Below are 12450 nucleotides of genomic sequence, written 5' to 3'. Positions count from 1 at the left end.
GGTGTGGGGTGTGGGGTGTGGGGGAAGAGATAGCCCCAACAACCGTATTGATACAAGCCCCGCCTTTTTAAGATGATGGCACTATCTGGGGGCTTGTAACCCCCAGATAGTGCCGTCTTCACTACACCCTACCCCCTGTTGCTAACAAATTAGGTAAACTATGCATTCATAGCGATAGCGATCGCGTAAAAACAGGCGATCGCTCTAACAATAAGACAGTCCCGATGAAAAAATTTTCATCACCATGCATGAAAATGGGACTGGGGACTAGAGACTAGTATTTTCACTCAGCACTCAGCAACGCCACTTGCTCCACTTGGGGAGACCCCAAGACCGCAGTGGCTCCTCAGCACTCAGCACTCTCAAGTCAGTTAGGGATTTTGAGGAGTCGCGACAGAATTAGGACTTTCTTTAGTATCTGGTGTATCTGTATTGGAAACTTCCGATTTAGCATTATTCTGATTATCTGTATGAGAAACTTCTTGTTTGGAATTACTCTGATTATCTATATTAGAAACTTCCTGTTTAGAATTATTTTGGTTAAGTGTTTTTTTAGCATCAGAGATTACTTGTTTTGCTAAATTTTCGGCTGCTTGTTTAAACAAAGGTTCTATTTTGTTTCGCCAGTATTGAGTATTAGGTAACTTCTCTGGATGGTTTTTATAATCTAAAACTTTATCCCATTGATTATTTTCTAGCGCTTGATTAATGTCATTAAATAGCGCATCTGCCTTAGCCCAATCTTGTTGCCATTGATTAATGGTGGCAGCTGTTTCTTTAATACCAGAAGAAGCACTTGCCGGAACTGACCTTAAAAGTGCGATCGCTCCCGCTAAATCTCCTGATTCATACTTTTGTTTGGCTTGTTCTACAATCTTGACAGTGTCAGTGCTAGGTTGTGATTCAACTGGTTTTTCAGTAATAGGAGTTTGCCTTTTTGATATTTCTGAAGACGGAATGACTGCATCCCGAAATTTGCCTCTTGGTTTGGGAACTGGTAAAGCAGCAATTAAAGAACTATCATCTACTGTCTTAATTGCAATACCTTTATCTCGCAGGCAAGAAATCCATTCGTCATTATTCACTATTACATCCGAGTGTGCCCAAGCCAAACGATTAGATTTGAGCTTAATTTCTATCCAACCTCGTTTTGTGCGCTTACCAGTAACTTCAAACTTGGTATTATCGGCAACTGTTTGCAAAACATTATCAGAATTAATAGAACTAGGTTCAGAACGCACATTAGAATTACCTGTAACTACAGCCAAACATTTGTTTGTTGTAGTACTATTAATGCCTGTAAAATTAGCAGCGAAATTTTTGACATTTGGATATACATTGGCTGCTAAAGCCGCTGCACCACCTGCTAATAATATGCCAATTAACAGCGGCCAGGGGTCGGGTTTGTGAGAGTTTTTCTGGCGGGATGGTTTAATAGTGGCAGGATTTGCGGGTGCAACTGCAACAGTTTGCTGGCGAGATACTTGAGATGGAGAATGATTTAATTCGTAACTCCGATTTCTGGGCAATTCTTTTGGTGTGGCAGTTGTCAACACAGGAATGACGGCGTTTTGACATGCTTGCAGTGCTTCCGTTGCTGTTTGGTAGCGGTCTTTGAAATGATAACGCACCATCTTAGTTAACACTGCTGCCAGTCGATAGTTAACATCGACTAAATGCTGCCAAAGGATTTCGCCTGTATCGGGGTCTTCTTGCAATTGTGTTGGCTGTACTCCTGTGAGTGCTTGAATAGCGATGATGCCAAGAGAATAGATATCACTATTAGGGCGAGGTTTCCCTTGTCCTTGTTCTGTAGGCATATAACCAGGAGTACCAATAGCCACTGTAGCAGAGGGTTGTCTGCCAACTGTAACCATTGGTGTACGCAATTGCTTTACCGCCCCAAAGTCTACTAAAACTAATTTTTGGTCAGAGGCGCGGCGAATAATATTATCTGGTTTAATGTCGCGGTGAATTACCCCTTGAGCGTGAACAAATTCTAAGATGCTAAGAACTTCTTGTAATAATTGAATTACTCGGTCTTCACTCCAAGGTTTACCGGGTATGAGTTCCTCTGTAAGGGTATGTCCTTCAATAAATTCTTGTACTAAATAAAATTCTTGATTTTCGTCAAAGTAAGCCAGCAGCCTAGGTATCTGGTCGTGATTGCCCAATTGTTCTAAGGTTTCGGCTTCGCTATTAAACAGACGTTTGGCAGTCTCAAAAACTCTGGGGTCAGTTACAGGTTGGAGATGCTTGACAACGCAAATGGGGTTGCCCGGTCGCCTGGTATCTTGGGCAATGTAAGTTTGACCAAATCCTCCTGCGGCAAGGACTTTAATTACTTGGTAACGATGGTCTAATAGCTTGCCTATCATATTCATTCCCCAGAGTTATTACCTAAATTTTGTAGCTGGTAATAAATATCTCCAAATTTTCTGCAATGAAATCCGTTATCTTGAGAAAAGATTTCGACTCCAAATCCAGCTTTTTAATAAACACAGACTGTAAATTTTTCTTTATAGTGCCCCTGTTAACGACCAATGCCACCCAAAATAACAAATCCAGTAATATGGCAACGTGCTGAACTTCTCATGCAACCTGCTTTCATTCGTGTTGTCGATAATCTTCGCAAGCATCTCGACACATCTTCTTGGACGGGAACTTACCAAGATATATTGATTTGGCCGCCTAGCACCACAGATCGAACGAAAGCGTTAGTAACTCAGTTGTTGCAAGAAATGGAAAATGCCACATCAGAACAAGCAGATGAAATCAGAGAAACCCTGAGTCGTTTGCCAATGCCCCATCCAGGATATCATTTGAATTTGCAACGTCAAGGGCAACAAGTCAGTATTGATCTGTGGGAACTTTGTTATCAAGTGTGTTTTTTAGACTATAGTCCAGAAAATGAAATAGTTAGTATTGATACTAGTTTAATTGATGAATTTGGTGAAGTCGATTGGCTGCGTTTGGAAGAGAAGACTAAGCAGTTAGTTAAGCAAGTGTTTGCAAATTTACCAGAAGATTAATTTCGTAACTTGTTATGAAGTAGGGAAATCCCTAGTCCCTAAGTAAGAAAGTCTACTAGACATCTAGGACTTTCTTAATTACGAAATAGCAAAGTGATGAATTAGGAGTGCTGAGTGCTGAGTGCTGAGTGCTGAGTGCTGAGTGATGAGTTAGGAGTGCTGAGTGCTGAGTGCTGAGTAAAAATCCAGTTGCTTTAAGGCTTTGAGCAATCACAACTGTCCTAAAAGGTGTGGCTACGGCTGTAATTGCTCAAATTCAAATATTTGTTGCTAGTGCTACGCGATATATAAGTAACGTTTAAGCAAAAGTATCTTGGCTATAATTAGTTGCTGCAAACGTTCAAGCGTGAGTAACTAAGGTTATTCCATGTATAAGAAATGCTTAAGCAAAAGTATCTTGGCTATAATTAGTTGCTTGAAACGTTAGAGTACGAGTAACTAACGTTATTCCATGTATAAGAAATGCTTAAATTATTGCTGCGATCGCTGCATTGCAATAATGAATTGTTAAGACATTAGACATAGGAGTAATAATTTATTTTGCATTGCCCGATCCTTAGTAGGGGCGAACGGCCGTTCGCCCTTACATCATTTCAGGATTTGGCTTTTTCCTTCTGCCATCTGCCTCCTGCCATCTGCCTCCTGCCTTCTGCCTTCTACTTAATTTAGGTAAATTTTTCAGTAATTCGCTTAGTTGCTTCTTCGACATTTTCTCGACTATTAAATGCCGAAATGCGGAAGTAGCCTTCACCCGCAGCACCAAATCCAGAACCAGGCGTTCCCACAACGTTGACTGTATGCAGCAATTTATCAAAGAATTCCCAACTCGATAAACCATTGGGAGTTTTTACCCAGACATAAGGTGCATTTACGCCACCATACACAGCCAATCCTGCTGCTGTTAGTTGTTCGCGGATAATTTTGGCATTTTCTAAATAAAAACCAACCAATGCCTTAATTTGGGCTTGTCCTGCTTCGGAGTAAACCGCTTCGGCTCCTCGTTGTACGATGTAGGATACGCCATTGAATTTGGTAGATTGACGGCGATTCCACAGCTTCCATAGTTCCACGTTTGAACTGTCTGCGGCTTTTGCTGTCAAAGTCTTCGGTACGACAGTTAAGGCACAACGAGTTCCCGTAAAGCCTGCATTTTTGGAAAAAGACCGAAACTCGATCGCAACTTCTTTTGCACCTGGAATTTCATAGATAGAGTGAGGAATATCGGGATCGGTGATGTAAGCTTCGTAAGCAGCATCAAAGAAAATAATCGAGTTATTAGCTTTGGCATAATCTACCCACGCCTGCAAGTGTTCTTTGGTAGCAGTTGCACCAGTGGGGTTATTGGGGAAGCAAAGATAAATTAAATCGACTTTTTGAGAGGGAATTTCAGCGGTAAAGTTGTTATCAGCGGTAATTGGCAAATATACTAAGCCTTCAAACTCGCCTTTTTCATTGGCAACCCCAGTATTACCCGCCATAACATTAGTATCTACATATACGGGATAAACTGGGTCTGTAACGGCAATAATGTTGTTATGTCCAAAGATTTCCAGAATATTGCCCGTGTCGCATTTGGAACCATCAGAAATAAAGATTTCGTCAGCATTTATATCCGCTCCCCTAGCTTGGAAATCTTGAGCAGCAATTTTCTCCCTTAACCAAGCATAGCCTTGTTCTGGGCCGTAGCCTTTAAAAGTATTGCGATCGCCCATTTCTTCCACTGCTTTAATCATTGCTGTGCGGCAAGCTTCTGGCAGAGGTTCTGTGACATCGCCAATGCCTAGGCGGATAATTTTAGCATCGGGGTTGGCTTCAGCGAAGGTGTTAACCCGTCGCGCAATTTCAGGAAACAGATAACCAGCTTTCAGCTTCAGGTAGTTGTCGTTAATCGTTGCCATAGTGGATTGTGAAAGACGCACTAAAACAGCTTACTGCTAATTCATCTTTGAGATACCTTTGTTGCTTCTAGTAATATGACTATTTAATGTTGTTTCTGGTTCAAGAGTAGAATTAGTGAGTGTAAGACTATTCCTTTTAAGGAAATGTTGTTATGAGCATCCCACTCATAGACCAGCCCACAGAAGAAAAACTAGTAACTTTAAAGGATGTTTCTTGGGAGCAATTCAAAGGTATTGAGGCGCAACTCAAGGATAACCGAAATGTACGACTGTCTTATTTGTCAGGAATATTAGAAATTATGTCTCCCATTGGAGACAAGCATGAGAAAGTAAAAACAACTCTCGGCTATTTACTAGAAGCTTATATGAGAGTGTTGGGTATCCGGTTCTACGGTCGTGGCGGTTTCACTTTAGAAGAACCTGGGTACGCTTCTGGGACACCTGATGAATCTTACTGTATTGGCAGCGATAAAGAAACACCTGATATCGTTATTGAAATAATCGTTACCAGCGGCACTATTAATAGAAAAGAATTATACAAGCCCAAAAAAGTACCTGAAGTGTGGTTTTGGAAATCTAACCAAATAAAAATATTTCGTCTTACTGAAGGTGGCGAGTATGAAGAAGTAAACAGAAGTGGGTTTTTGCCAGATTTAGACCCTGCTTTGCTACTGCGTTATATTGCCATGCCTGACCAGTATGACGCTGTTGTTGAATTTGAGCAGGCTATCCGTAAGAGGGCTGGGGGAGACAAGGGAGACAAGGGAGACAATAAATAATAATTACTCCTGCCTCCTGCCTTCTGACGCGATTAATCGTGTCTCTACTAACTCAACACTCGATAACCAATATCTCTGCGATAATACATCCCCGGAAAATGAATTGATTTGATTCCAGCATAAGCCTGGGCGATCGCTTGCTCAAAATTTTCTCCAATCCCAGTAACATTTAACACTCTACCTCCATCTGTTACTAGTTGTTGCTGGTTTAATTTCGTGCCTGCATGAAATACAACTGCGCCTGCTGCTTCTGCCTCTGGAATGCCAGTCATTACCTGACCTTTTTCGTATTCTCCTGGATAACCGCCGGAAGCTGCAACCACAGTAGCGGCAGCACCCCTGTGCCAAGCGATGGGTGGCAATTCGCCTAAACGCTGCTGTACACAGGCTAAAATCAATTCTTCTAGAGGAGTTGCCAACAGTGGTAAAATGACTTGCGTTTCCGGGTCGCCAAAGCGACAGTTAAATTCTAGAACTTTAAAGTCGCCATCGGGGGCAACCATTAACCCAGCGTAAAGTACGCCTCGGTAGTCAATGTTCTTGGATCTTAAGGATGCGATCGTTTTTTCTAAAACTTCTGTTTGAATGCGTGCCATTAACTCTGGTGTCGCAATAGGCGCTGGGGCATAAGCTCCCATCCCACCAGTATTTTCTCCTGTATCGCCTTCACCAATGCGTTTATGATCCTGAGCGGGTAGCAGAGGTCGAATTGTTAACCCATCCGTTAGCGCTAAAACTGAAACCTCTTGCCCAACTAAACATTCTTCAATGACGACAAAATTTCCAGCACTACCAAACTGCCCTTGGAAAATTGCATCAATTGCCATCTCTGCCTGTTCCAAGGTTTCGGCAACTGTCACACCCTTACCAGCTGCCAAGCCATCAGCTTTAACAACTATGGGCGCTCCCTGTGCTTTTACATAAGATTTCGCTGCTGCTGCCTCTGTAAATACCGCAGCTTTTGCTGTAGGAATTCTTGCTTCTTGCATTAAGGCTTTTGCCCAAGCCTTACTCGCTTCAATTTGCGCTCCTGCTCTAGTCGGCCCAAATACCATCAGTCCTTTACTTTGCAGATAGTCTGTAATTCCCTTAGCTAAAGGCACTTCCGGCCCGACTATTACAAGAGTTATGCCATGTTTTAAGGCATATTGGCTCATACCTTCAAAATTATCTACTGCTAGGGGCAAATTCTGGCAACGTTCCATAATTGCCGTACCCCCATTTCCCGGTACACAAACAACTTGCTCAATTTGCTTCGATTGCAATAGTTTCCATGCTAGAGCGTGTTCGCGCCCTCCGTTACCCACAACTAAAACTTTCACTGATTTCCTCGTGCGTCCCTTGCGATACGAGAATGCCCTAAGACTACTCGCGGATCAATTTTTCACTAATTCTCATGCTTATGCAAGCCCCCTCTGCGATGACTAAGCTTTTATTTTATGAATTAACTAGTTAATTAGTATTTGTATACTTTAAATGCAATAAGAAAAGATAATTCTAAATAACTTCACTTAAGTTTTTTCGTTATTATAAAATCAACTAAGTATTTATCATTACTTTTTCCCCTATTCCAAGATTTGATTTAAAAATACCTGGCAAGTAATGACGTTTAATCATCTTAAGTATTAACCTGTGAATATTGAAATTCAGAATATATCCAAAAACTAGGGGTTATGGCTAAAATTATCGTTACTGGAGCAGCAGGATTTATTGGCTCTCATATTGTAGAAGCATTACTACAACGAGGAGAAGAAGTAATCGGCATTGATGAATTCAATGATTACTATGAGCCGATGTTGAAACACAAGAATATTGCACATTTACAGTTGTCGCCTAATTTTAGTTTAATTGAAGGAAATATTCAGTTTTTAGATTGGCAGACACTTCTCAAAGATATTGATGTTGTTTATCATCAGGCGGCACAAGCAGGGGTAAGAGCCAGTTGGGGTCAAGGTTTCCGTTTTTATACCGAACGTAATATTAGCGCCACACAAGTTTTATTAGAAGCAGCAAAAGATGCTAAACACCTGAAAAGATTGGTATTTGCCTCTACATCTAGTGTGTACGGCGATGCTGAAACTTTGCCGACTCACGAGGGAATTTGCCCTCAACCTGTATCTCCTTACGGCATTACTAAGTTGGCGGCTGAACGTTTATGCGGTCTTTATCATAAAAACTTTGGCGTGCCTTTTGTAGCGTTGCGATACTTTACAGTTTACGGGCCAAGACAGCGCCCTGATATGGCATTTCATAAGTTTTTCAAATCTATTTTGCAAGACGAGGCAATTCCCGTTTACGGTGATGGACAGCAGACACGAGACTTTACATTTGTTAGCGATGCTGTTGCTGCCAATTTAGCTGCTGCTACTGTACCGGAAGCGGTGGGCGAGATTTTCAATATTGGCGGTGGTAGCAGAGTGGTTTTAGCTGAAGTCTTAGACACAATGGCAGAAATTATTGGCAAACCCATCAAAAGAAACCACATAGAAAAGGCCATGGGAGATGCACGGCACACGGCTGCTGATGTATCTAAGGCACGAAAAATTCTCGGATATCAGCCACAAGTTTCCCTAAAAGAAGGTTTGACGCGGGAATGGCAGTGGATTAAATCTTTGTACAGTTGATGAAGTTTGGAGGCAGAAGGCAGTTTTAATGAAACAAGTTTCATCACCATGCATGAAAACGTCTTTCAGCCTCTTCAGTTATCTTATGAGTTTTCAAGTCAGGCGATCGCGGTAAAATTTCACAACCAAAGATAGCGATACAAGAGGGATATTTTCAAAGAGGAGGACAGCGATCGCCCCCACTTAAGCTATATATAAGTTATGCTGCAAATTTCTCATAAAATTATCATCCCCGATAGCGAACTCGAAATTAGCGCGATTCGTTCTCAAGGAGCCGGGGGTCAAAACGTCAACAAAGTTGCTACAGCCATCCACTTACGGTTTGACATTGAAGCTTCATCATTACCCGCTTTCTATAAACAGCAACTTCTCAAGCTAAATGACCGACGCATCACTCAAGAAGGAGTCGTCGTCATCAAAGCCCAAGAACATCGCAGCCAAGAAAAAAACCGCGAAGAAGCAATGCACAGACTCAAGCAACTCATACTCAGCGCAGTTGTCTTGCCCCAAATACGTAAACCCACTAAACCAACTCGCAGTTCTCAAAAAAAACGTCTTGACAGTAAAACTAAGCACGGACAAATTAAGTCCATGAGAAAGCAGGTAATTGATTAAAATTTGAAATGATCGACATCCGTTGTGAAACTTTGCTAGACTATCCAGCAATTGCTGAGGTAAATAAATTAGCCTTTGGACAGGAAAACGAAGCTAAACTTGTAGACAAAATTCGCTGTTCAGACCGCTATATTCCAGAACTTTCACTAGTAGCAGAGATTGGCAATGTTGTAGTCGGTCACATCTTATTTAGCTATATCGATTTAGTGAATGAAGAAAAACTCCAGGTAATTGGTTTAGCACCTTTAGCAGTTCATCCACAGTTTCAAAGACAAGGTATTGGTAGCTCACTAGTAGAAGCAGGGTTAAAAATAGCAGATGTAACAGGAGAAGCCATAGTAATTGTATTAGGTCATCCCCATTTCTATATTCGCTTTGGCTTTCAGTCTTCTGTTATTTATGGAATTGAGTCTCCTTTTCCATGACTACACAAGTTTTAGTCTCAAGCAATAGAGTGACGCGGAGATGGGGAGACGGGGGGACGCGGAGAATTTTTAATTGTAAGTGATTTACCGGACATTATATAACTATATCGACCACATTAGAAAATCAAGCCACAAACCCAATCTCAGTTAGAGTTTTAAACTTGCCCTAAATTTTGGCTTTCGGAAGGTGATATAGCCGCAGTTACCTCAGCACTCAGCACTCAGCACTCAGCACTCAGCACTCAGCACTTTACTATACAAAAGGGATAATTAATCAACAAGTTTCCTTGAGTGGGAAAATCTCACCTTTTAAATAAGATTCAAAGTGTTTCTTAAAGTACTGAATACTCGTCATATTCGGTTCATCGCTTTCCATCGGTGCGAATTCATAAATTGGTACTTTTTCCCTGACTAACTGAACCAATTTAGGATTAAGTTCCTCAAAAGAGTTAACTCTAGATATTGTTGTTTCAAACCTTAATTTAGCTGGATGCCCATATCCTAACTTCATCCACGGCATCCAAGGACAGTCTCTCGCCCACTGAGCAGAAGGGACATCAGAAATATTAGGTCGGCAAACATGTGATGTAAAGTATTCAATTCCTCTAAACTTTTCGCCAGGACAATAATCTAAGTATTTGCTATCCCCTGCTAATGGATGTGGGTATTCTAAAGGAATTTCCATTACAGAGGTGATATATTCACTGCCTTTAGGTATGAGATATTTCTTGGGTTTGACTGAGCCTTGTACAATTCGGTTAGCAATATGTACTACTGGTATTGCTTGATTTGCCTTTGGTGATTTCCACGAAGTGAGAATTTCTTTGGTCACTGGGTCGCAAAATAAACCCAACTCTCTATTAATACGATACCCAACTTCGCCGTACTCAGCATCGGTTTTGATAAATACTTTTGTAGCATTCATCCCAATAATAGAGAATAATTTCTCCTTTGGCTTATCTGGTTCCTCTTGCCACCAAATGTCTCCAGACCAATTGTAATAAAGCTGTGATCCATGATTTTTTCTGTAAAAATCTAGGTTATTAACTTCGTAGTCATCTAAGCGATCGCTCATATCTGTTTTATTCATCTTCACATGCTTTGGAGCGTAACTGTTATTAGCGTAGCAATTAGCTTTACTTGCATTCAGGTTGCTACAAAAAGTAGAGGAGAGTAATTTGTAGCTGTCATTTAGATAAGTGATATTAATTTGTGCTAGTTTTGTAAATTACTGGGTTTATGCTAGCGAAAATACTGCGCTATTATCTGACATAAAAGTTACTACATCATAATGATATTACCAGTTGCCACCTTATCACTGCTGTCTGCGTTGACTGTCGCTCCTGTTCCTGAGATTCGCCAGCCATCTTCATCTCCGACTCTTGCTGTTGCAAATATTTTGCCAGCCAACACACCCATAGTCGGGTTAATTAATACAAAAGGAAAAACTTGGGCTGGCTTAAATCGCTTTTATTTGTTTCAAACGGCTTCTCAAGCTGTGTCGCAGTTTTTACCGTCTGTATTTGAGTTGGACTATGCAAAAGATATAGAGTCTTGGCTAGGAGAACAAGTGGTGTTTGCGTTCCTACCAAAGGTTGGCTCTACTCCTGCGAGCGTAGATTCTCAGTTTCTCATACTCGCGCCAGTGAAAGATGACACGCGTTTACAGCCGCTTTTAGAGAAACTCAAAGCAGACAGATCGCGAGTTAAAGAGCGCGAGTACAAAGGCATTACAATACTAGAACTGAATGCGCCCCAAGTAGCTCCACCTACAAACACACTACCTTCTTCTGTCCGCAGGCTCAAATCATCTTCTAATCCTAACTTGGTGAAACCCGATCGCTCGAAAAAGAAAAGTGGTATTGCGATCGCTACTTTCCCAGGATACGTTGTTACCAGCATCACGGCTGAAGCTATTGAGCAGTTAATTGATGCTTCAGAAGAAAAGGCAACTTTAGCGCAGAATTCTCAATTTCAAAAGACACTTCAGCAGTCCCAGTCCGATCGAGTGTTGTTTACAATTCACGAAAACTTAGCGACGTTAGTTCCTTTAATCAGCGACATTTCCAAAGATCCAAATTTGCCTTTTCCTGTCTTTGGTGCTGACACAATTAATTTAGACGAAGTAAAAGAATATGGCACTGTTAATGGCTTTGTAAGCATACAACCAGAAGGACTGCGCTTCCAAGTCAACGCTTACCGCGAAGCACTCAAATCTAAACAAAGTAAGAATGCTACAAAAAAAACTGGCACTATGCTAGACCAAATGCCTGGTGCTACTTACTCGGCTCTTACTGGTCGCAATCTTAACCAACAGTGGCAACAGCTAGCCAAAGGATTCAGTACTAAACCGCAATTCAAAGAGTATTTAGAAACGTTCCGTAAATTTGTCCGTACTAGCACAGGGCTTGATTGGGATAAAGATATTCTGGGTTGGATGGACGGCGAATATGGCTTTTTTCTATTCCCTACGAAGGGAGGATTATTCAACTTTATTGCCGGCTCTAACTTAAATATGGGCGTAGGCGTAGCTGTGCAAACAAGCAACCGAGCCGCAGCAGATGCAACTCTCAAAAAGTTAAATGAATTAATCCAATCCTCCCTGATGGGGGGAGTGGTGGTTAACACTCACAATATTCAAGGTCAACCTGTCACAAGTTGGGATATTGGAGGTAATTCTTCACAAAGCTTGCTTGCCTATAGTTGGGTAAACAACAACACTGTCATTGTGACAACTGGATTTGGAGCAATTGCAGACTTAGTGCCGCAGCCTTATGTTTTATTGCCTTCAACTTATAATTTCCAAACTGCTACCAATTCTTTGCCCTATCCTAATCAGGGATATTTCTACGTAAACACGGGATCTTTCTTATCATGGCTTTATAGTTTTTTGCCGTCAGTGTTTAACGACCAAAACTTACAGCCCTGGAAACCGGTTATTGGTTCGGTTTACAGCATTAGTGCGACCACTTCTACAACAGCAGAGCGAGAACAATTTGATATTTTGCTTGTCTTGGCTCCCAGTAGGAAGAAGTAGAGGGCGGAGGGGCAGAGGAGCAGGGGGCAGGGGAGCAGGG

The 12450-nt window shown here is 41.5% G+C and carries 10 protein-coding genes and 1 pseudogene; 6 read left to right on the top strand and 5 right to left on the bottom strand.

The annotated features are described in order from the left end of the window. Positions 1–371 precede the first annotated feature (371 nt). Positions 372–2378 (bottom strand): serine/threonine protein kinase, encoded by a 2007-nt coding sequence (locus tag I8752_RS19535; protein ID WP_214433959.1) that lies wholly within the window; start codon positions 2376–2378, stop codon positions 372–374. Positions 2379–2543: 165 nt separating this feature from the next. On the opposite strand from I8752_RS19535, the gene I8752_RS19530 reads away from it, so the two are divergent. After that, positions 2544–3032, top strand: coding sequence for a hypothetical protein (locus I8752_RS19530; protein ID WP_214433958.1), 489 nt, complete (start codon positions 2544–2546; stop codon positions 3030–3032). Positions 3033–3087: 55 nt separating this feature from the next. Here I8752_RS19530 and I8752_RS19525 read toward each other — a convergent pair whose 3' ends face one another. Both I8752_RS19525 and I8752_RS19520 read right to left on the bottom strand, forming a co-directional pair. Beyond that, positions 3088–3246: a hypothetical protein gene (locus I8752_RS19525; protein WP_214433957.1), complete on the bottom strand. Its 159-nt coding sequence runs from the start codon at positions 3244–3246 to the stop codon at positions 3088–3090. 451 nt (positions 3247–3697) lie between these two features. Then, positions 3698–4930: an LL-diaminopimelate aminotransferase gene (locus I8752_RS19520; protein WP_214433956.1), complete on the bottom strand. Its 1233-nt coding sequence runs from the start codon at positions 4928–4930 to the stop codon at positions 3698–3700. Between the two features lie 152 nt (positions 4931–5082). Here I8752_RS19520 and I8752_RS19515 point away from each other — a divergent pair, with 152 nt between their 5' ends. Then, positions 5083–5709, top strand: coding sequence for a Uma2 family endonuclease (locus I8752_RS19515; RefSeq protein ID WP_214433955.1), 627 nt, complete (start codon positions 5083–5085; stop codon positions 5707–5709). A gap of 47 nt (positions 5710–5756) precedes the next feature. Here I8752_RS19515 and purD read toward each other — a convergent pair whose 3' ends face one another. After that, positions 5757–7031, bottom strand: a complete 1275-nt coding sequence (gene purD / locus I8752_RS19510) for a phosphoribosylamine--glycine ligase (protein WP_214433954.1) — start codon at positions 7029–7031, stop codon at positions 5757–5759. Between the two features lie 351 nt (positions 7032–7382). Between purD and I8752_RS19505 the strand changes: the two genes are divergently transcribed. The 3 genes and pseudogenes from I8752_RS19505 to I8752_RS19495 form a co-directional block, all read left to right on the top strand. Beyond that, on the top strand, positions 7383–8333 hold the full coding sequence (locus I8752_RS19505; RefSeq protein ID WP_214433953.1) for an NAD-dependent epimerase/dehydratase family protein: 951 nt from the start codon (positions 7383–7385) through the stop codon (positions 8331–8333). A gap of 201 nt (positions 8334–8534) precedes the next feature. Continuing rightward, positions 8535–8948, top strand: a complete 414-nt coding sequence (gene arfB, locus I8752_RS19500) for an alternative ribosome rescue aminoacyl-tRNA hydrolase ArfB (RefSeq protein WP_214433952.1) — start codon at positions 8535–8537, stop codon at positions 8946–8948. Positions 8949–8956: 8 nt separating this feature from the next. After that, positions 8957–9370: pseudogene (locus tag I8752_RS19495) on the top strand (GNAT family N-acetyltransferase); the annotation flags it as partial. A gap of 277 nt (positions 9371–9647) precedes the next feature. Here I8752_RS19495 and I8752_RS19490 read toward each other — a convergent pair. Then, positions 9648–10463 (bottom strand): DUF1838 family protein, encoded by an 816-nt coding sequence (locus I8752_RS19490; protein WP_225895765.1) that lies wholly within the window; start codon positions 10461–10463, stop codon positions 9648–9650. Between the two features lie 201 nt (positions 10464–10664). Between I8752_RS19490 and I8752_RS19485 the strand changes: the two genes are divergently transcribed. Then, positions 10665–12410: a DUF3352 domain-containing protein gene (locus tag I8752_RS19485; RefSeq protein WP_214433950.1), complete on the top strand. Its 1746-nt coding sequence runs from the start codon at positions 10665–10667 to the stop codon at positions 12408–12410. The last annotated feature ends 40 nt before the right edge of the window (positions 12411–12450 follow it).

The organism is Dendronalium phyllosphericum CENA369 (genome assembly GCF_016056275.1).
GTDB classification, from domain to species: Bacteria; Cyanobacteriota; Cyanobacteriia; order Cyanobacteriales; family Nostocaceae; genus Dendronalium; species Dendronalium phyllosphericum.
This window is presented reverse-complemented; position numbering and strand designations above follow the sequence as displayed.

What these genes read in the sequence shown, in the direction of transcription:
- I8752_RS19485 (WP_214433950.1), top strand. Translation starts at nt 10,665, where the DNA reads ATGATATTACCAGTTGCCACCTTATCACTGCTGTCTGCGTTGACTGTC.
- I8752_RS19520 (WP_214433956.1), bottom strand. Translation starts at nt 4,930, where the DNA reads ATGGCAACGATTAACGACAACTACCTGAAGCTGAAAGCTGGTTATCTG.
- I8752_RS19490 (WP_225895765.1), bottom strand. Translation starts at nt 10,463, where the DNA reads ATGAATAAAACAGATATGAGCGATCGCTTAGATGACTACGAAGTTAAT.
- I8752_RS19515 (WP_214433955.1), top strand. Translation starts at nt 5,083, where the DNA reads ATGAGCATCCCACTCATAGACCAGCCCACAGAAGAAAAACTAGTAACT.
- arfB (WP_214433952.1), top strand. Translation starts at nt 8,535, where the DNA reads ATGCTGCAAATTTCTCATAAAATTATCATCCCCGATAGCGAACTCGAA.
- I8752_RS19535 (WP_214433959.1), bottom strand. Translation starts at nt 2,378, where the DNA reads ATGATAGGCAAGCTATTAGACCATCGTTACCAAGTAATTAAAGTCCTT.
- I8752_RS19505 (WP_214433953.1), top strand. Translation starts at nt 7,383, where the DNA reads ATGGCTAAAATTATCGTTACTGGAGCAGCAGGATTTATTGGCTCTCAT.
- I8752_RS19530 (WP_214433958.1), top strand. Translation starts at nt 2,544, where the DNA reads ATGCCACCCAAAATAACAAATCCAGTAATATGGCAACGTGCTGAACTT.